This window comes from Kitasatospora aureofaciens (assembly GCF_001188955.3).
Lineage (GTDB): Bacteria > Actinomycetota > Actinomycetes > Streptomycetales > Streptomycetaceae > Kitasatospora > Kitasatospora aureofaciens.
On the sequence record NZ_JPRF03000066.1, the window covers coordinates 1 to 20268 of the forward strand.

General features: G+C 75.6%; 3 protein-coding genes. All 3 read right to left on the reverse strand.

Annotation, left to right across the window (positions count from 1 at the left end):
* On the reverse strand, window positions 1-9602 hold a 9602-nt coding region (locus HS99_RS34680; protein WP_141763869.1), incomplete at its 3' end, for a type I polyketide synthase.
* A 73-nt stretch (window positions 9603-9675) separates the two neighbouring features.
* Complete coding sequence (locus HS99_RS42905; RefSeq protein WP_063737990.1) at window positions 9676-11724, reverse strand: type I polyketide synthase; 2049 nt, start codon at window positions 11722-11724, stop codon at window positions 9676-9678.
* Window positions 11628-19997 (reverse strand): type I polyketide synthase, encoded by an 8370-nt coding sequence (locus HS99_RS34690; protein WP_063737991.1) that lies wholly within the window; start codon window positions 19995-19997, stop codon window positions 11628-11630. The genes HS99_RS42905 and HS99_RS34690 overlap by 97 nt, the downstream gene beginning before the upstream one ends.
* Between the last annotated feature and the right edge of the window lie 271 nt (window positions 19998-20268).

The following is a 20268-nucleotide window of genomic DNA, read 5'->3' on the forward strand; positions in this document are numbered from 1 at the left end:
TCGGCTTCGGTGAGGGTGCCGGTCATGCCCGCCACCCCGGACCACGGACCCCACGCCAGCGACACCCCCGGCAGACCCAGCGCACGCCGGTGCACCGCCAACGCGTCCAGACAGGCATTGCCCGCCGCATACGCCGCCTGCCCCGCACTGCCGAACGTCCCCGCCATGGACGAGAACAACACGAACACATCCACACCCTCGGCCGCCCGGTGCAGATTCCACGCCGCATCCGCCTTCGGACGGAGCACAGCACTGACCCGGTCAGGAGTCAGCGAGCCGACCACCCCGTCATCGATCACCCCAGCCGCGTGCACCACCGCACGGATCTCGTGCCGGGCGAACAGACCCGCCACCGCCGCCTCGTCCGCCACATCACAGGCCTCGACCACCGCCCGCGCGCCCAACACCTCCAACTCCGCCAGCAACGCCCCCACACCCTCGGCCTCCGCACCCCGGCGGCTCACCAACAACAGACGGCGCACACCATGCTCACCCGCCAGATGCCGGGCGATCACCCGACCCAGACCACCCGTCCCACCGGTCACCAGGACCGTGCCCTCACTCGGCCACACCACCGGCACAGCCTCGGGCCGAGCGGGGACGCGCACCAGCCGAGCCGCAAGGACCTCGCCCTCCCGCACCAGCAACTGCGGCTCGTCCACACCCAACGCGGACGCCGGCAACTCCTCCTCCCCCGCAAGATCCACCAGACCGAACCGACCCGGCTCCTCCGAAACCGCCGACCGCACCAGACCCCACACGACAGCAGCGGAAAGATCCGTGCCGTCCACCGCACCACGCGTCACGAACACCAACCGCGAAGCCGCGAACCGCTCCTCCGCCAACCAGCCCTGCACCCACTCCAGAGCCCACGCCGACCGCTCGTGCACCCCACCACCGGCCACCGACCGCACCACCACCACCGGCGGCACCTCACCCGGCACCTCCGCCAGCGACCCGACCTCCACAAACGACCCGACAACCGGCACCACCGGCTCCACCGGCACCCAGTCCACCCGGAACAGCGTGTTCCGGTCGACCGAGGCCACCGCGCCCGCCGCCACCGGGCGGACGACCAGCGACCCGACCGAGGCCACCGGCCGTCCCTCGGTGTCGGCCACGGCGAGGGACAGCGCACCGGCCGCCGTCCGGGTCAGCCGGACCCGGACCGCCGACGCGCCCGCGGCGTGCAGCGACACCTCCTCCCAAGCGAACGGCACCCCGCCGGCCTCCCCATCGGAACCGGCCAACGCGAAGCCGTGCAGACAGGCATCGAACAGCGCCGGGTGAAGGCCGAAGCCCGCACCCTCGGTACCCTCGGGCAGGGCCACCTCGGCGAACACCTCATCACCGCGCCGCCAGGCCGCCCGCAGGCCCCGGAACGCCGGACCGTAACCGAACCCGGCCCCGGCCAGCCCCTCGTAAAGACCACTCACGTCCACCGCCTGCGCACCGGCCGGCGGCCACACCAACGCGTCGAATTCCACCGGCGCCGCACCCGCGGCCAGCACGCCGCTCGCGTGCAGGGTCCAGTCCGTCCCCTCTTCCGCCTCCGGCCGGGCGTGCACGGTGACGGCGCGCCGCCCGGACGCGTCGGGCTCGCCGACCCACACCTGCACCAGGACAGCGCCTCGTTCGGGCAGGACCAGCGGCGCCGCCAGGGTCAGCTCCTCGACCCGGTCGCAGCCGACCTCGTCCCCGGCCCGGACGGCCAGCTCCACCAGCGCCGTCCCCGGCACCAGCACCGAACCCAGCACCACGTGGTCCGCCAACCACCCGTGCGTCCCGGCCGACAGCCGGCCGGTGAAGAGGTACCCGTCGGTGTGCACGAGCTCGACGGCAGCGCCGAGCAGCGGGTGTTCGGCGGCGCCGAGACCGGCGAGCCGGACATCCCCGCCGCGGGTGAGGGTGACTGCCGGCCAGTACTGCCGGTGCTGGAAGGCGTACGTGGGCAGCTCGACGGTACGGGCAGCGGTCCCGGTGAACAGGGCCGCCCAGTCGACGTCGGCTCCGGCGACGTGCAGACGGGCCAGGGCGGTCAGCACGCTCGTGTCCTCGGGACGGCCCTTGCGCAGGAGTGCGGCCGTCACGGCGTCACCGGTGAGGGAGGCGGCCGCCATCGCGGTGAGCACACCGTCCGGGCCGAGCTCCAGGAAGCGGCTGACGCCGGCCGTTTCCAGCGCGCGGAGGCCGTCGGCGAAGCGGACGGTCTCGCGGACGTGGCGCACCCAGTAGTCCGCGTCGGTCGCGCCGCTGACCAGCTCCCCGGTCAGGTTGGAGACCAGCGGGATCGACGGCGCACGGTAGGTCAGGCCGTCGAGGACCTGCCGGAAGTCGTCCAGCATCGGGTCCATCAGCGGGGAGTGGAAGGCGTGCGAGACCCGCAGCCGGCTGGTCCGCCGCTCGGCGAAGTGCTCGCCGAGCGCCTCCACGGCCTCCTCCGCGCCGGACACCACCACCGAGGTGGGCCCGTTGACGGCGGCTATCGACACCTCGTCGTTCAGCAGCGGCCGGACCTCCTCCTCCGTCGCCTCGATCGCGAGCATCGCGCCACCGGAGGGCAATGCCTGCATCAGCCGGCCACGAGCGGCCACCAAGGTGCAGGCGTCGGCCAGCGAGAACACCCCCGCCACGTGCGCGGCGGCCACCTCACCGATCGAGTGCCCGGCCACGAACTCCGGCCGCACCCCCAGCGACTCCACCAGCCGGAACAGCGCCACCTCCACCGCGAACAACCCCGCCTGGGCGAAGTCCGTCCGGTTCAGCAGCTCCGCGTCCTCGCCCCAGACGACCTCCCGCACCGGCAGGTCCAGCTCCGCACACACCGCGTCGAAAGCCTCCGCGAACACCGGGAAGCGCTCGTACAACTCCCGGCCCATACCCAGCCGCTGCGACCCCTGCCCGGAGAACAGGAAGGCGTGCTTGCCCTCCGAAGCCACCCCCCGGGCCACCTCCACGCCGTCCACCAGCACCGCCCGGTGCCCGAACCGCGACCGGCCCGCCAGAGTGAACGCCACATCAGTGGAGGGAAGTTCACCCGCCTCCGTCAGCCGTACGAGCTGCGCGTCGAGCGCGGCGGCGGACTTGGCCGATACCACCCAGGGCATCGAGGCCGGGGCGACCGAACCGTGCTGCACGGCCTCGGGTTCACCCTGCTCCAGGATCACATGGGCGTTCGTCCCACTGATCCCGAAGGACGACACACCCGCCCGGCGGGGATGACCGGTGGCCGGCCACTCGGCACCCTCCGCCAACAGCTCCACCGCCCCCGCCGACCAGTCCACGTGCGAGGACGGCGCATCCACGTGCAGCGTGCGCGGCAACTGCCCGTGCCGCATGGCCAGCACCATCTTGATCACACCAGCGACACCGGCCGCCGCCTGGGCGTGCCCGATGTTCGACTTGATCGAACCGAGCAGCAGCGGCAGTTCACGGTCCTGCCCGTACGTCGCCAGCAACGCCTGCGCCTCGATCGGGTCACCCAGCGTCGTGCCCGTCCCGTGCGCCTCCACCGCGTCGACCTCGGCCGCCGACAGCCCCGCGCTCGCCAGCGCCTGCCGGATCACCCGCTGCTGCGACGGACCGTTCGGCGCCGTCAGACCGTTGGACGCACCGTCCTGGTTCACCGCACTGCCCCGCAGCACCGCCAGCACCCGGTGACCGTTGCGCCGGGCGTCCGAAAGACGCTCCAGCACCACCACACCGACACCCTCGCCCCAGCCGACCCCGTCCGCCGCCTCCGCGAACGAACGGCACCGCCCGTCCGCCGACAACCCACCCTGCCGCGAGAACTCGACAAAGGTGTTGGGGGTGGACATCACCGTCACACCACCGGCCAGCGCCAACGAGCACTCACCACCGCGCAGGGCCTGGGCGGCCAGGTGCATCGCCACCAGCGAGGAGGAGCACGCCGTGTCCACCGTCACCGCCGGGCCCTCGAACCCGAAGGTGTAGGACACGCGTCCGGACGCCACGCTGGGGGCGCTCCCGTTGCCCCGGAAGCCCTCGAACTCGTCGCCGTCCAGCAGCGAGCGGTAGTCGGTGTACATCACGCCCGCGAACACACCGGTACGGCTCCCCCGCAACGACACCGGGTCGATACCCGCCCGCTCGAACGCCTCCCAGGACGTCTCCAGCAGCAACCGCTGCTGCGCGTCCGTCGCCAACGCCTCCCGCGGACTCATCCCGAAGAACTCGGGGTCGAACTGCCCGGCGTCGTGGAGGAACGAGCCCATCCGCGTGTAGGAGGTGCCCGGTGCCGACCGGTCCTCGCTGTGCAGCGCGTCGAGGTCCCAGCCACGGTTGGCCGGGAAGTCCGACACCGCGTCCACCCCGTCGGCGACCAGCCGCCACAGGTCCTCGGGAGACGTCACCCCGCCCGGGTAGCGGCAGGCCATCCCCACGATCACGACCGGGTCGTCCGTCAGTGACGGCAGGACCTCCGGGACGTGGACCACGCTCTCGGTACCGAGCAGGCCCTCCAGCAGGAAGCCGGCCAGTGCGCCCGCCGTCGGGTAGTCGAACACCACCGTGGACGGCAGCTGGAGGCCGGTGACCGACCGCAGCCGGTTCCGCAGCTCCACCGCCGTCAGCGAGTCGAACCCGAGGTCCTGGAACGCCCGCGACGGATCGACCGCGGCCCCACCCTCGTGCCCCAGCACCACCGCGACCTGCTCGCGCACCAGCTCCAGCACCACCGCGCGCCGCTCGTCGCCGCCCAGCGTGGACAGGCGCTGCGCCAGCCCCGCCGTCACGGCGGATCCCGCCGGCCCGGCCACCACGGCGCGGCGGACCCGGCCGCGCACCAGCCCGCGCAGCAGGGCGGGCACCGGCTCCTGGGAGCGCAGCGCGGCGAGGTCCAGGCGCACGGGCAGGATCGTCGGCTCGTCGGCCGCGAGCGAGGCGTCGAAGAGGGCCGTGCCCTCGGCGGGGGTCAGTTCCGGTAGGCCCGAGCGGGCGATCCGGTGCAGGTCGACCTCAGTGAGGGTGGCGGTCATGCCGCCGTCGTGGGTCCACGGGCCCCAGGCCTGGGAGACGGCGGGCAGGCCGAGCGAACGGCGGTGCACCGCCAGGGCGTCCAGGTAGGCGTTTCCCGCCGCGTAGGCGGCCTGGCCCGGGCCCCCGAACACGCCGGAGACCGAGGAGAACAGGACGAAGGCCGCCAACTCGCGCTCCTTCGTGGCCTCGTGGAGGTTCCACGCGGCGTCCGCCTTCGGACGGAGCACAGCACTGACCCGGTCGGGAGTCAGCGAGCCGACCACCCCGTCATCGATCACCCCGGCCGCGTGCACCACCGCACGGATCTCGTGCCGGGCGAACAGACCCGCCACCGCCGCCTCGTCCGCCACATCACAGGCCTCGACCACCGCCCGCGCGCCCAACACCTCCAACTCCGCCAGCAACGCCCCCACACCCTCGGCCTCCGCACCCCGGCGGCTCACCAACAACAGACGGCGCACACCGTGCTCACCCGCCAGATGCCGGGCGATCACCCGACCCAGACCACCCGTCCCACCGGTCACCAGGACCGTGCCCTCACTCGGCCACACCACCGGCACAGCCTCGGGCCGAGCGGGGACGCGCACCAGCCGGGCAGCCAGCAGCCGGCCCTCCCGCACCAGCAACTGCGGCTCGTCCACACCCAACGCGGACGCCGGCAACTCCTCCTCCCCCGCAAGATCCACCAGACCGAACCGACCCGGCTCCTCCGAAACCGCCGACCGCACCAGACCCCACACGGCAGCAGCGGAAAGATCCGTGCCGTCCACCGCACCACGCGTCACGAACACCAACCGCGAAGCCGCGAACCGCTCCTCCGCCAACCAGCCCTGCACCCACTCCAGAGCCCACGCCGACCGCTCGTGCACCCCACCACCGGCCACCGACCGCACCACCACCACCGGCGGCACCTCACCCGGCACCTCCGCCAGCGACCCGACCTCCACAAACGACCCGACAACCGGCACCACCGGCTCCACCGGCACCCAGTCCACCCGGAACAGCGCGTCACCGGCGGAGACCCTCGTATCGGCGGCCGACGCCGCCCGCAGGACCAGCGACCCGATCGACGCCACCGGCAGGCCCTCGCTGTCGGTGACCGCCACCGCGACGGACTCCTCGCCGGTCCGGGTGACCCGCACCCGCACCGCCGAGGCGCCGGAGGCGTGCAGCGACACCTCCTCCCAGGAGAAGGGCACCACACCGTGCGGCATGCCGTTCACGGCCGTCACGTGCAGGGCCGCGTCCAGCAGCGCCGGGTGCAGGCCGTAGCCGGTGCCCTCGGTCCCGGCCGGCAGGGCGACCTCGGCGAACGCCTCGTCACCGCGCCGCCAGGCCGCCCGCAGGCCCTGGAACACCGGACCGTACGCGTACCCACCGTCTGCCATGCCCTCGTAGAGGCCGCTCAGGTCCACCGCCTGCGCACCGGCCGGCGGCCACACCGAGGCATCGAAGGCCACCGGTGCCGCGCCCGGCCCCAGAATGCCGCTCGCGTGCTGGTCCCAAGGTCCGCCGTCGGCGTCCTCGGGACGGGAGGCGACGGTGAAGGCGCGCCGGCCGTTCTCGTCGGCCGCGCCGACGCGCAGCTGCAGCCGGACGCCCCCGTGTTCGGGCAGCACCAGCGGCGCGGCCAGGGTCAGTTCCTCGACCCGGTCGCAGCCGGCCTCGTCGCCCGCCCGGACGGCGAGTTCGAGGAAGGCGGTGCCGGGCAGCAGGACCTCGCCCCGGACCACGTGGTCGGCGAGCCAGGGGTGGGACTGCCGGGAGAGCCGGGAGGTGAACAACAGGCCGTCGTCGTCGGACAGTTCGAGGGCGGCCGTGAGCAGCGGGTGGTCGGCTGCATGGAGGCCGGCGGCGCCGAGGTCTCCGGTGACGGCCGCGGAGACGGTGGGCCAGTAGCGGCGGTGCTGGAAGGCGTACGTGGGCAGTCCGACGGTACGGACGGCGCAGCCGGCGAACAGGGCGGCCCAGTCGACGTTCGCCCCGGTGACGTGCAGACGGGCGAGCGCGACGAGCGCGGTGGGCTCCTCGGGACGGCCCTTGCGCAGGAGCGCGGCCGTCACGGCGTCACCGGTGAGGGAGGCGGCCGCCATCGCGGTGAGCACACCGTCCGGGCCAAGCTCCAGGAAGCGGCTGACGCCGGCCGTTTCCAGCGCGCGGAGGCCGTCGGCGAAGCGGACGGTCTCGCGGACGTGGCGCACCCAGTAGTCCGCGTCGGTCGTGCCGGTGACCAGCTCGCCGGTCAGGTTGGAGACCAGCGGGATCGACGGCGCTTGGTACGTCAGGCCGTCGAGGACCTGCCGGAAGTCCTCCAGCATCGGGTCCATCAGCGGGGAGTGGAAGGCGTGCGAGACCCGCAGGCGGCTGGTCTTCCGGTCGGCGAAGTGCGCTTCGATCGCCGCGACCGCTTCCTCCGTGCCCGAAACGACCACCGAGGACGGGCCGTTGACGGCGGCTATGGACACCGACTCGCCCAGCAGCGGCCGGACCTCCTCCTCCGTCGCCTGCACCGCCAGCATCGCGCCGCCCTCCGGAAGCGCCTGCATCAGCCGGCCACGGGCGGCGACCAAGGTGCAGGCGTCGGACAGCGAGAACACCCCCGCCACGTGCGCCGCGGCCACCTCACCGATCGAATGACCCGCCACGAACTCCGGCCGCACCCCCAACGACTCCACCAGCCGGAACAGCGCCACCTCCACCGCGAACAGCCCCGCCTGGGCGAACTCGGTCCGGTTCAGCCGATCCTGGTCCGTCCCCCACACCACCTCGCGCAGCGGCAGGTCCAGCTCCGCACAGACCGCGTCGAAGGCCTGCGCGAACACCGGGAAACGCTCGTACAGCTCCCGCCCCATCCCCAACCGCTGCGACCCCTGACCGGAGAACAGGAACGCCGTGCCGCCGCCCCGGACCGCACCCTCGACGACCGTCGGGCTCACGCCGGTACCCGCGTCCGCGCCCTCGCCCTCGCCCGCCGCGATCACGCCGAGACCGCGCAACAGCGCTTCGCGGTCGGATCCGACCACCACGGCCCGGTGGCCGAGCGGTGAGCGGCTGGTCGCCAGCGACCAGGCCAGGTCCCCGGCGGACAGTCCGGCCGCGCCGTCCAGCAGCCGTGCGGCCTGGGCGCGCAGTGCGTCCCCGGTCCGGCCGTTGACCACCCAGGGCAGCACGGCCGGCGCCGGGGCGGCCTCCTCCGGCGCGGGTGCCACCGCCGTGTCCTCTGCCTGTTCCAGTACCACGTGGGCGTTGGTGCCGCTGATCCCGAAGGCCGAGACGCCGGCCCGGCGCGGGCGGCCGGTCTCCGGCCAGTCCCGGGCCTCGGCCAGCAGCTCCACCGCCCCCGCCGACCAGTCCACCTCACCGGACGGCGCGTCCACGTGCAGGGTCCGCGGCAGCACCCCGTGCCGCATCGCCATCACCGTCTTGATCACACCCGCGACCCCGGCCGCCGCCTGGGCGTGCCCGATGTTCGACTTGATGCCACCGAGGTACAGCGGCCGGTCCGCCGGCCGGTCCCGGCCGTAGGTGGCGAGCAGGGCCTGGGCCTCGATCGGGTCGCCCAGGGTGGTGCCGGTGCCGTGCGCCTCGACGGCGTCGACCTGGTCCGGGGTGAGCCGGGCATTGGCCAGGGCGGCCTGGATGACCCGCTGCTGGGAGGGCCCGTTGGGGGCGGTCAGCCGGCTGCTGGCACCGTCCTGGTTGACCGCGGTGCCACGGACGACGGCCAGCACCTCGTGGCCGTGGCGCCGGGCGTCCGAGAGCCGTTCGACCAGCAGCACGCCCACGCCCTCGGCCCAGGAGGTGCCGTCCGCCGCCTCGGCGAAGGGCTTGCACCGCCCGTCCGGGGCCAGGCCGCGCTGGCGGGAGAACTCGGTGAACAGCCGGGTGGTGGGCATCACGGCGACGCCGCCGGCGACGGCCAGCGAGCATTCCCCGGCCCGCAGCGCGCGCACCGCGAGGTGGAGGGCGACGAGGGCGGAGGAGCAGGCGGTGTCGACGGTGACGGCCGGGCCCTCCAGCCCGAGGGTGTAGGAGATCCGGCCGGAGAGCACGCTGACGGCTCCGCCGGTGAGCAGGTGCCCCTCGGTCTCCTCGGTCTGGCGGGCGAGTGAGCCGTAGTCGGTGTCGGCGCCGCCGATGAACACGCCGGTGTCGGTGCCGCGCAGCGAGGCGGGGGCGATCCGGGCGCGTTCGATCGCCTCCCAGGCGGATTCCAGCAGGAGCCGCTGCTGCGGGTCCATGGCGAGGGCCTCGCGGGGGGCGATGCCGAACAGTTCGGCGTCGAAGTCAGCCACGCCGTCCAGGAATCCGCCGTGCCGCACGTAGCTCTTGCCGGGGGTGCCGGGGGTGGGGTCGTAGAGCGCCTCGGTGTCCCAGCCGCGGTCGGCCGGGAGTTCACCGATGGCGTCGGTGCCGTCCGCGACCAGCCGCCACAGGTCCTCCGGGGTGCGGACGCCGCCGGGGTAGCGGCAGGCCATCCCGACTATCGCGATGGGCTCGGCGTCCCTGGCCTCGACGGACTCCAGCCGCAGCCTGGTTCGCCGCAGGTCCGCGGTGACCTTCTTGAGGTAGTCGCGGAGCTTGTCCTCGGAGGTGCTGGCCATGGGTGGGAAACCTCGCAGTTCGGAAGGTGGTACGGGTCGGCGGCCGGTGCGCGGCGGGGTGCGCCTGCGGCGGTCAGGCGAGTCCGAGCTCGCGGTCGATCAGGTCGAACATCTCGTCGTCGGTGCTGCCGTCGAGTCCGGCGTCCGGTTCGGAGTCGCCGTCGGCCGGCTCCGTCGCGCCGTCGTCGAGCCGCCACTGGAGGCTCTTGAGGCGGGTGAGCAGCCGGGCGCGGGACGCCGGGTCCAGGGCGGCGCTGTCGAGCGCGCCGGTGAGCGCGGTCTCCAGGACGTCCAGTTCGGCGAAGACGGGCCGGGCCGGGGCCGCGGCGTCCGTCGGCGCGCCCAGGAGTTCGCGCAGCCGGCCGGCCAGGGCGACCGGTGACGGGTGGTCGAAGACCGTGGTGGTGGGCAGGCGCAGTCCGAGCTCGGCGTTCAGCCGGTTACGCAGTTCGACGGCGGCCAGCGAGGACATGCCGTGGTCCAGGAAGCCGCGTTCCGGTTCGAGCGCGTCGGGCTCCGCGTGACCGAGCACGGCCGCCAGGTGGCCGATCACCAGGCTCTGGAGCAGCTGCTCCTGCTGGGCGGCGCCGAGGCCGGCCAGCCGGTCCGGGACTCCCCGATCGCCGCCGGTGGCGGTGCCGGCGGCCGTGGGCCGCGCGGTGGCGCGCCGGGGCAGCAGGTCGGCGAAGAGCGGCGGAGCGCCAGCCGTGGCCAGGGCGTGCCGGTCGAGCCGTACGGGGGCGAGGTGCGGGCGGTCCACGGTGCTCGCGGCGTCGAGCAGGGCGAGGCCCTGGGCGGCCGGGAGCGGCAGCATGCCGGAGCGGGCGAAGCGGGCGATGTCCACGGCGTCCAGCGTGGACGTCATCGCACTCGATTCTCCCCAGTATCCCCAGCCGAGCGAGACGGCCGGGCGGCTCTCCGCCCGGCGCCGGTGCGCCAGCGCGTCGAGGAAGGCGTTGGCGGCCGCGTAGTTGGCCTGGGCCGGTCCGCCTGCGGTGGCGGCGAAGGAGGAGAAGAGGACGAAGGCGGAGAGGTCCAGGTGCGCGGTGGCGCGGTGCAGGTGCCAGGCGGCGTCGGCCTTGGGGCGCAGCACCTCGGTGAGCTGCTCGTCCGTCAGGTTGGCGAGGAGCCCGTCGTGCAGGACGCCGGCGGCGTGCACGACCCCGGTGAGCGGGTGCTCGGCCGGGACGGTGGCGAGCAGGGCGTCCAGGGCGGCCCGGTCCGCGGTGTCGCAGGCGGCGACGGTGACGGTGGCACCGAGGGCGGTGAGCTCATCGCGCAGGGCCTCCGCGCCGGGGGCGGCGGGGCCGCGCCGGCCGGTGAGCAGCAGGTGGCGCACGCCGTGTGCGGTGATCAGGTGGCGGGCGACCAGTGCGCCGAGGGTACCGGTGCCGCCGGTGATCAGGACGGTGCCGGCGGGGTTCCAGGACCAGGCCGGACGGTCCGTGGACGTCTGCCCGGGCCCGGGGACCGGCAGCGGGCGCAGCCGGGGGGCCGTCACCCGGCCGTGCCGGACGGCGAGCCGGGGCTCGTCGGGCACGGCGAGGGCGGCGGACAGGGCCGCCGCGGACGCCGGGTCGTCGTCGAGGTCGAGCAGCAGGAACCGGCCGGGCTCCTCGGACTGCGCGGAGCGGATCAGTCCGTGCACGGCGGCCTGGGCGAGGGAGGTCACGTCCTCTCCGGGGGCGGCGGCTTCGGCGCCCCGGGTGAGCAGGGCGAGCCGGGAGCCGGCCAGGCGCGGTTCGGCGAGCCAGGCGCGGGCGAGGCGGTGGGCGGCCCGGACGGCCTGGTGGGTGGCGGTGACGGGGTCGTCGCCGTCGGCGGTGGTGAGACGGTGGACGACGGTGTCGGGGGCCGGCTCGCCGGCGTCCAGGGCGGCGGTGAGCTCGGCCAGGTCGGCGTAGCCGGGGGCACCGGGCGCGGCGGCCGGACCGGGATCCGTGGCCGACGGGACCGAGACCGACGGGTCCGTGGCTGCCGGGTCCGCGCCCAGGAGGGCGAGGGTCCCGCGCGGTTCGCCGGGGGTCACCGGGCACCACTCGACCGCGTACAGCGGCTCGGGCTCGGGCCCGAGCCGGTCGGCGGCGATCGGGCGGGCGGTGACGGCCTCGACGGTGAGCACGGGGGCGCCGTCCGGGTCGACGGCGCTGAGCGCGTGGCTGCCGTCGGGGCCCGGGGTGAGCCGGACCCGGAGCCGGGTGGCGCCGGTGGCGTGCAGGTGACCCCGCGCCAGTCGGCGGGCTGGGCGGCGGCGCCGGCGTCCGCGCCGGCCCCGGTGGCGGCGAGCAGGCCCTGGAGCAGCGCGGGGTGGAGCCGGAAGCCGGCCGCCTCGGCCCGGTGCTCCTCGGCCAGGGCGACCTCGGCGTACCGCTCCTCGCCTCGCCGGACGAGCGACCGGACGGTGCGGAAGCGCTCGCCGTACCCGTCCGGTCCGGCGTGGGTGTCGGTGGGGGTGCCGGTGTCCGGCGGCAGGGCGTCGTGGGACGCCGGCCGGGCGGCGGACGGCGCCCCGGCGGGGGCGAGGGTGCCGGCGGCGTGCCGGGTCCACGGGGTGGACCCGGGTGCGTCGGTGCGGCGGGCGTGGACGGTGAGGGGCCGCCGGCCGTCCTCGCCGGCCGGGCCGACGGTGAGCTGGAGGTCGAGGGTGCCGTGCTCGGGCAGGACCAGCGGGCTGTGCTCGGTGAGTTCGGCGACAGCCGGGCAGCCGGCCTCGTCGCCGGCCCGGACGGCCCAGTCGAGCAGGGCGGTGCCGGGAACGACGGCGGTGCCGCGCACCTGGTGGTCGGCGGTCCAGGGGTGGGTGGCGGTGCCGATCCGGCCGGTGAGCAGGACCGTGTCACCGCCCGCGAGGTGGACGGCGCGGTCCAGTCCGGACGGGTCGGTCGTGCCGGCGGCGGCGGTGTCCCGGGCGAGCCAGTAGCGGCGACGCTGGAAGGCGTAGGTCGGCAGGTCCACCGGGCGTCCGCCGGCCAGGGCGGGGGCCCAGTCGATCCGCACCCCGCTGACGTGCGCCTCGGCGAGCGAGGTCAGCAGCCGCGCGGGGCCGCCGTCCTCACGCCGGACGGTGCCCAGCACCACGGCCCGGGCCCCGGCGTCGGCGGCGGTGTCCTCGACGGCCATGGCCAGCACCGGGTGGGGGCTGCATTCGAGGAAGGCGTCGTGGCCCTGGGCGAGCAGGGCGCGGACGGACTCCTCCAGCCGGACGGTGCGGCGCAGGTTCCGGTACCAGTACCGGGCGTCCAGCGGGGTGTCGCCGAGCCAGTCGGCGGTGACGGTGGAGAAGAACGGGATCCGGGCCTCCCGGGTGGTGATCCCGTGGAGTTCGGTGAGCAGGGTCCGCTCGATGCGCTCGACCTGGGCGGAGTGCGAGGCGTAGTCGACGGGGATCCGCTTGGCCCGGACGCCGTCGTGCTCGCAGCCGGCCAGCAGCCGGTCGAGGGCCTCGGGCTCGCCGGAGACCACCACCCCGGCGGGGCCGTTGGCGGCGGCGACCGAGATCCGGCCGTCGTAGGGTTCGATCCGGGCCAGGACCTCGGCGTGGGTCTGCGGGACGGACACCATGCCGCCGTGGCCGGACAGTGCGCGGGCGATGGCCAGGCTGCGCAGGGCGACCACCTTGGCCCCGTCCTCCAGGGAGAGCGCGCCGGCCACGCAGGCGGCGGCGATCTCGCCCTGGGAGTGGCCGAGGACGGCGGCGGGGGTCACCCCGTGGGCCTGCCAGCAGGTGGCGAGCGCGATCATGGTGGCCCAGAGCGCGGGTTGGGCGACGTCGACCCGGTCCAGTGCCGGGGCGTCCGGCGCGCCGCGCAGGACGGCGCTCAGCGACCAGTCCGTCCAGGGCGCCAGGGCCTGTTCGCAGGCGGCGATGGTCTCGGCGAACTCCGTTGAGCTGTCGAGGAGTTCGGCGCCCATGCCGGCCCACTGGGAGCCCTGGCCGGGGAACAGCAGGACGACCCTGCGGTCCCGCCCGGCGGCGTGCCGGCCGGTGACCACGCCGGGGGCGGGGGCGCCGTCGGCGAGGGCGGTCAGGCCGGCGCGCAGCTCCTCGGGGCCGGTGCCGATGACGGCGGCCCGGTGCTCCAGGAGGGCGCGTCGGGTGGCGAGCGAGTGGGCGAGGTCGAGGGGCGCCGGGGCGGCGGCGTCGAGGTGGCCGAGCAGGGCGCGGGCCTGGCCGCGCAGCGCCTGGGCGCTGCGGGCGGAGAGCAGCCAGGGCAGGGCGCCGGATTCGGGGGCACCGGGTTCCGGGGCGCCGGCCGGCACGGCACCGGGCTCAACGGCACCGGGCTCAACGGCACCGGGCTGGACGCCTTCGGATTCGGATGCCGCTTCGAGGAGCACATGGGCGTTGGTGCCGCTGAGTCCGAAGGAGGAGACGCCGGCCCGGCGGGGCCGGCCGGTCTCCGGCCAGGCGCGGGCCTCGGTGAGCAGTTCCACGGCCCCTTGGGACCAGTCCACGTGGCTGGTCGGCGTGTCGATGTGCAGCGACTTCGGCAGTTCGCCGTGCCGCAGCGCGAGCACCGTCCGGATCACCCCGGCGACCCCGGCGGCGGCCTGGGTGTGGCCCAGGTTGGACTTCACCGAGCCCAGCAGCAGCGGGAGTTCACGCTCCTGCCCGTACGTCGCCAGCAACGCCTGCGCCTCGATCGGGTCGCCCAGCCGGGTCCCGGTGCCGTGCGCCTCGACCGCGTCCACCTCGGCGGGCGACAGCCCGGCGTCGGCCAGGGCCGCCCGGATCACCCGCTGCTGGGACGGGCCGTTCGGCGCCGTCAGGCCATTGGAGGCGCCGTCCTGGTTGACCGCGCTGCCGCGCACCACCGCCAGCACCGGGTGCCCGTTGCGCCGGGCGTCCGAGAGCCGCTCGACCAGCAGCACCCCGGCCCCCTCGGACCAGCCGGTGCCGTCCGCCGCGGCGGCGAAGGGCTTGCAGCGGCCGTCCGGGGCCAGCCCGCGCTGCCGGGAGAACTCGACGAACACCTGCGGCGTGGCCATCACCGTCACGCCGCCGGCCAGGGCGAGCGCGCACTCGCCCCGGCGCAGGGCCTGGACGGCCAGGTGCAGGGCCACCAGCGAGGAGGAGCACGCCGTGTCGACGGTGACGGCCGGGCCCTCCAGCCCGAGCGTGTAGGCGATCCGGCCGGACAGGACGCTCGCGGCGTTGCCGGTCATCACGTGCCCGGCCACGCCCTCCCGGGCCGCGTCCAGCACCACCTGGTAGTCCTGGAAGTTGGAGCCGACGAACACGCCGGTCCGCGAACCGCGCAGCGCCCCGGCGTCGATGCCGGCCCGCTCGACGGCCTCCCACGCGGTCTCCAGCATCAGCCGCTGCTGCGGGTCCATGGCCAGCGCCTCGCGCGGGGAGATCCCGAAGAAGTCCGCGTCGAAGTCGGCCACGCCGGTGACGAAGGCACCCTCGGCGACGTAGCTGGTGCCCTCGTGGTCCGGATCCGGGTGGTGCAGCCGCTCGGTGTCCCAGCCGCGGTCGGCCGGGAAGGGGCCCACCGCGTCCCGCCCCTCGGCGAGCAGCTCCCACAGGCCCTCCGGCGAGTCCACACCGCCGGGGAAGCGGCAGGCCATCGCGACGATCGCGATCGGCTCGTCGTCGTCGGCGGCGGTCACCGTGGCGGCGGCCGCCGGTCCCGCCTCGGTGCCGTCCAGTTCGGTGCGCAGGTGACCGGCCAGGGCCGACGGCGTCGGATGGTCGAACAGCAGGGTCGCGGGCAGCCCCAGACCGGTGGCGGCGGCGAGGCGGTTGCGCAGTTCGACGGCGGTCAGCGAGTCGAAGCCGAGGTCCCGGAAGGCCCGGGCGGCGTCCACCGTCGCGGGGCCGGTATGCCCCAGCACGGCCGCGGCCTCGGTGCGCACCAACTCCAGCAGCACGCGTTGCCGCTCCGCGGCGTCACGGCCGGACAGCCGCCCGGCCAGCGGGGAGCGCTCCTGCGCGCCGACGGCGGGGGCGCCGGCCCGCCGGGCCTCCGGCAGCTCCGCGATCAGCGCGCTCGGCCGGGCGGCGGTGAGGGCGGGGGCGAGCACGTTCCAGTCCACGTCGGCCACGGTCAGACCGGAGGCGCCGGCGCCGAGCGCGCGGCCCAGCGCCGCCACGGCCGGCGCCGGGTCCATCGGGGTCAGGCCGCTGCGCCGCATCCGCCCGGTCAGGGCCGGGTGGTCCCCCGCCATGCCGCCGCCGGCCCACGGGCCCCAGGCCAGGCAGGTGACGGGCCGGCCGGCCGCCCGGCGGTGCTCGGCCAGGGCGTCCAGGTAGGCGTTGGCGGCGGCGTAGTTGGCCTGGCCGGGGTTGCCGAGGACCCCGGTGATCGAGGAGAACAGCACGAACAGGGCGAGGTCCTGCCCGGCCGTCAGCTCGTGGAGGTGCCGGGCCGGGACGGCCTTGGCCCGCAGCACGGAGGTGAACCGCTCGGCCGTCAGTCCGTCCAGCACCCCGTCGTCGAGCACCCCCGCCGCGTGCACGACGCCGGTCAGCGGCAGCTCGGCCGGAACGGCGGCCAGCACGGCCGCCAGCGCCTCGCGGTCGGCCGCGTCGCAGGCGACGACGGTCACCCGGGTGCCGAGCGCGGCCAGCTCCTCGCCCAGCTCCCCCGCCCCGGGGGCCTGCGGGCCCCGTCGCCCGAGCAGCAGCAGGTGTTCCGCGCCGGCCCCGGCCAGCCACCGGGCGACGTGGGCGCCGAGCGCGCCCGTCCCGCCGGTGATCAGGATCGTGCCGGCGGGCGCGGCCCAGCCCGTCCCGTCGGCCGCTCCCGGGGCGGCGGGGGCGGGCGGTACGGGGGCGGCGGCGCGGGTCAGCCGACGGGCCCGGGCACCGGAGGCGCGCAGGGCGACCTGGTCCTCGACGGGCCGCTGTCCGGCGGCGCGGTATCCGGTGGCGCCGTGCGCGGCGGTCTGCTGTTCGGCGGCCTGGGCCAGCACGCCAACCAGCTGGGCCGCCGTCCGGGAGCAGGTCGTCGCGGGCAGGTCGATCAGGCCGCCCCAGCGCTGGGGGTGCTCCAGCGCGGCGACCCGGCCGAGGCCCCAGAGCTGGGCCTGCTCGGGCGCGGCCACCCGGTCCGAGGCGTCGGCGGCGACGGCGCCCCGGGTGAGGCACCAGAGCCGCGCGGGCCCACCGGCGGCCTCCAGGGCCCGCAGCAGGTCGACGGTCGCGGGCAGGTACCCGGGGACCTCGGGATGTTCCGGGTCCGGGCGGCCGTCGGCCGCGAGGAAGGACAGCACACCGGCGACCGGTTCGTCCGCTCCCCCGGCCAGCCGTGCGGCCAGGGCGTGGGCCCCCGGCACCCGTTCGATCCGCAGGCCCCGGGCGGCCAGGGCGGCCAGGACGGCGGCGGGCCAGTCCCCCGCCGGCGCGCCCGCCACGGCCTCCGTGTCCCCGGTGCCGTCCGTGAGCCCTTCGGCCCCCGTGCCCTCCGTGCTCGGCGTGCTCGCCGGGCCCTGCGGCAGGACCGCGAGCCAGCGGCCGGTGGGCACGGCGTCGGTCGGACCGGGTAGCGGTACCCAGGTGGTCCGGTAGGTCCAGGAGTCGAGCGTGCTCAGCAGCCGCCGCTGCCCGCGCCAGGCGGACAGCACCGGCAGGAGGCGGTCGAGCGAGGCCTCGGTGGCCTCCTCCGCGATCCCCAGCACCGCCGACGCCTCCTGCAGGTCGCCCGCCTCGACGGCCGCCCAGAAGGAGTCCTCGACCGGGTCGGCCGTGGGCGTGCCGGCTTCCCGCTGGTGGAGTCCGGGCAGCCAGTAGCGCTGCCGCTGGAAGGCGTAGGTGGGCAGCTCGGTGCGGCGGCCGCCGGTGCCGGCGAGCACCGCCGTCCAGTCCGGCCCGGCACCGCGCACGTGCAGCCGGGCGAGGGCCGCCAGCAGGGCGGTCTCCTCGGGGCGGTCCTTGCGCAGCAGGGCCACCGGCGCCGCGTCGCCGGGCAGCGTTTCGGCCGCCATGGCGCTGAGGACGCCGTCGGGGCCGAGCTCGAGGAGCCGGGTGACGCCCTGGTCGTGCAGGGTGCGGAGGCCGTCGGCGAAGCGGACGGGCTCGCGGACGTGGCGCACCCAGTAGTCCGCGTCGGTCGTGCCGGTGACCAGCTCGCCGGTCAGGTTGGAGACGAGGGGGATCGAGGGCGCGAGGTACGTCAGGCCGTTGAGGACGGTACGGAAGTCGTCCAGCATCGGGTCCATCAGCGCCGAGTGGAAGGCGTGCGAGACCCGCAGGCGGCTGGTCTTCCGGTCGGCGAAGTGCGCTTCGATCGCCGCGACCGCTTCCTCCGTGCCCGAAACGACCACCGAGGACGGGCCGTTGACGGCGGCTATGGACACCGACTCGCCCAGCAGCGGCCGGACCTCCTCCTCCGTCGCCTGCACGGCGAGCATCGCGCCACCGGAGGGCAGCGCCTGCATCAGCCGGCCACGGGCGGCCACCAAGGTGCAGGCGTCGGACAGCGAGAACACCCCCGCCACGTGCGCCGCGGCGATCTCACCGATCGAGTGCCCAGCCACGAACTCCGGCCGCACCCCCAACGACTCCACCAGCCGGAACAGCGCCACCTCCACCGCGAACAACCCCGCCTGAGCGAAGTCCGTCCGGTTCAGCAGCTCCGCGTCCTCACCCCACACCACCTCCCGCAGCGGCAGGTCCAGCTCCGCACACACCGCGTCGAAAGCCTCCGCGAACACCGGGAACCGGGCATACAACTCCCGGCCCATCCCCAACCGCTGCGACCCCTGACCGGAGAACAGGAACGCCGTCGCCCCCTTGTCCACCGTCCCCAGGACGACATCGGGTGCGCTCTCCCCGCCCGCCAGGGCGTCCAGGGCGCGCAGCCGCTCCTCCGGGCCGTGGCCGAGGACGACGGCCCGGTGCTCCAGCCCCGCCCTGGCGGTCGCGAGCGAGTGGGCGACGTCCGCCGGCGCGAGCGGACGGTGGGTCCTGAGGTGGGCGGCCAGCCGTCCGGCCTGGGCGCGCAGGGCGGCGTCACCACGGGCCGACAGCACCCAGGGCAGGACGGCCCCCGGCAGCTCCTCCGCCGCCGGCTCGGCCTCCACCGGCTCCGGGACCGCCTCCAGCACCACGTGCGCGTTGGTGCCGCTGACCCCGAAGGAGGACACCCCGGCCCGGCGCGGCCGTCCGGTCTCCGGCCACCCACGGGCCTCGGCGAGCAGTTCGGCGGACCCGGCGGTCCAGTCGACGTGCGGGGTCGGCTCGTCGAGGTGGAGGGTGCGCGGGAGCAGGCCGTGCCGCATGGCCAGCACGGTCTTGATCACCCCGGCCACGCCGGAGGCGGCCTGGGTGTGCCCGGTGTTGGATTTCAACGCGCCGATCAGCAGGGGCCGTTCACGGTTCTGCCCGTAGGTGGCCAGCAGTGCCGCAGCCTCGATCGGGTCACCCAGCCGGGTCCCGGTGCCGTGCGCCTCGACCACGTCGACCTCGCGGGCCGGCACCCCGGCGTCGGCCAGGGCCGCCCGGATCACCCGCTGCTGGGACGGGCCGTTCGGCGCCGTCAGGCCGTTGGACGCGCCGTCCTGGTTGACGGCGCTGCCGCGCACCACCGCCAGCACCGGGTGCCCGTTCCGCCGGGCGTCCGAGAGCCGTTCGACCAGCAGCACGGCCGCGCCCTCACCCCAGGCGGTACCGTCCGCCGCGGCCGCGAAGGGCTTGCACCGTCCGTCGGCGGCCAGGCCGCCCTGACGGGAGAACTCGGTGAACATCTGCGGGGTGGACATCACCGTCACTCCGCCGGCCAGCGCGAGGGTGCACTCCCCGCGGCGCAGCGACTGCACGGCCAGGTGCAGGGCGACCAGCGAGGACGAGCAGGCCGTGTCGACGGTGACGGCCGGGCCTTCCAGCCCGAGGACGTAGGAGATCCGGCCGGAGGCGATGCTGACGGTGTTGCCGGTGAGCAGGTGCCCGGAGGCGTCACCGTCGATCCGCCCGCGGGCGGTGGAGGCGCTGTCGTAGCCGCCGTGGCCGGCCCCGACGAACACCCCGGTCCGAGTGCCGTGCAGCGAGTCCGGGTCGATGCCGGCCCGCTCGACCGCCTCCCACGCGGTCTCCAGCATCAGCCGCTGCTGCGGGTCCATGGCCAGCGCCTCGCGCGGCGAGATGCCGAAGAAGTCCGCGTCGAAGTCCCCGGCGTCGTGCAGGAATCCGCTCTGCCGGGAGGTGACGGAGCCCTCGGGGAGGTCCCAGCCGCGGTCCGCCGGGAAGTCGGACACCGCGTCGACGCCGTCCCGGACCAGTTCCCACAGCTCCTCGGGCGAGGCGACCCCGCCCGGCAGCCGGCAGGCCATCCCGACGACCGCGATCGGTTCCCGCTGCTGCTCGGTCACCTCGTGCAGCTGCTCGCGGGTCTCCTGGAGATCGGCGATCGCCCGCTTCAGGTAGTCGCGGAGCTTGTCTTCGTTCGACATCGGGACGTCAGCCTCTCCGGGGGTCGCCAGGAACACCGTGCCGGGGAGGGCCCTGCCGCGCGCCCGGTCCGGCGCCGACCGCCGACACCTGACGTCAGGTCCGACCCGTGGCCCGCCCAGTCTCGCCACGCTCGGCCCCGGTTTTCCCTAGGACCTGTCTTCACACCCGCGTCTGCGGGGCGGCGCTGGGGCACGCGCCCCGCAGCGGCACGACGCGGGCGGGCGGGCCCGGGCACCGGTGGGTGCCCGGGCCCGCCCGCCCGTCCGCCGC

Coding starts and splice junctions, on each gene's coding strand:
- HS99_RS34690 (WP_063737991.1), bottom strand. CDS start 19,997: ATGTCGAACGAAGACAAGCTCCGCGACTACCTGAAGCGGGCGATCGCC.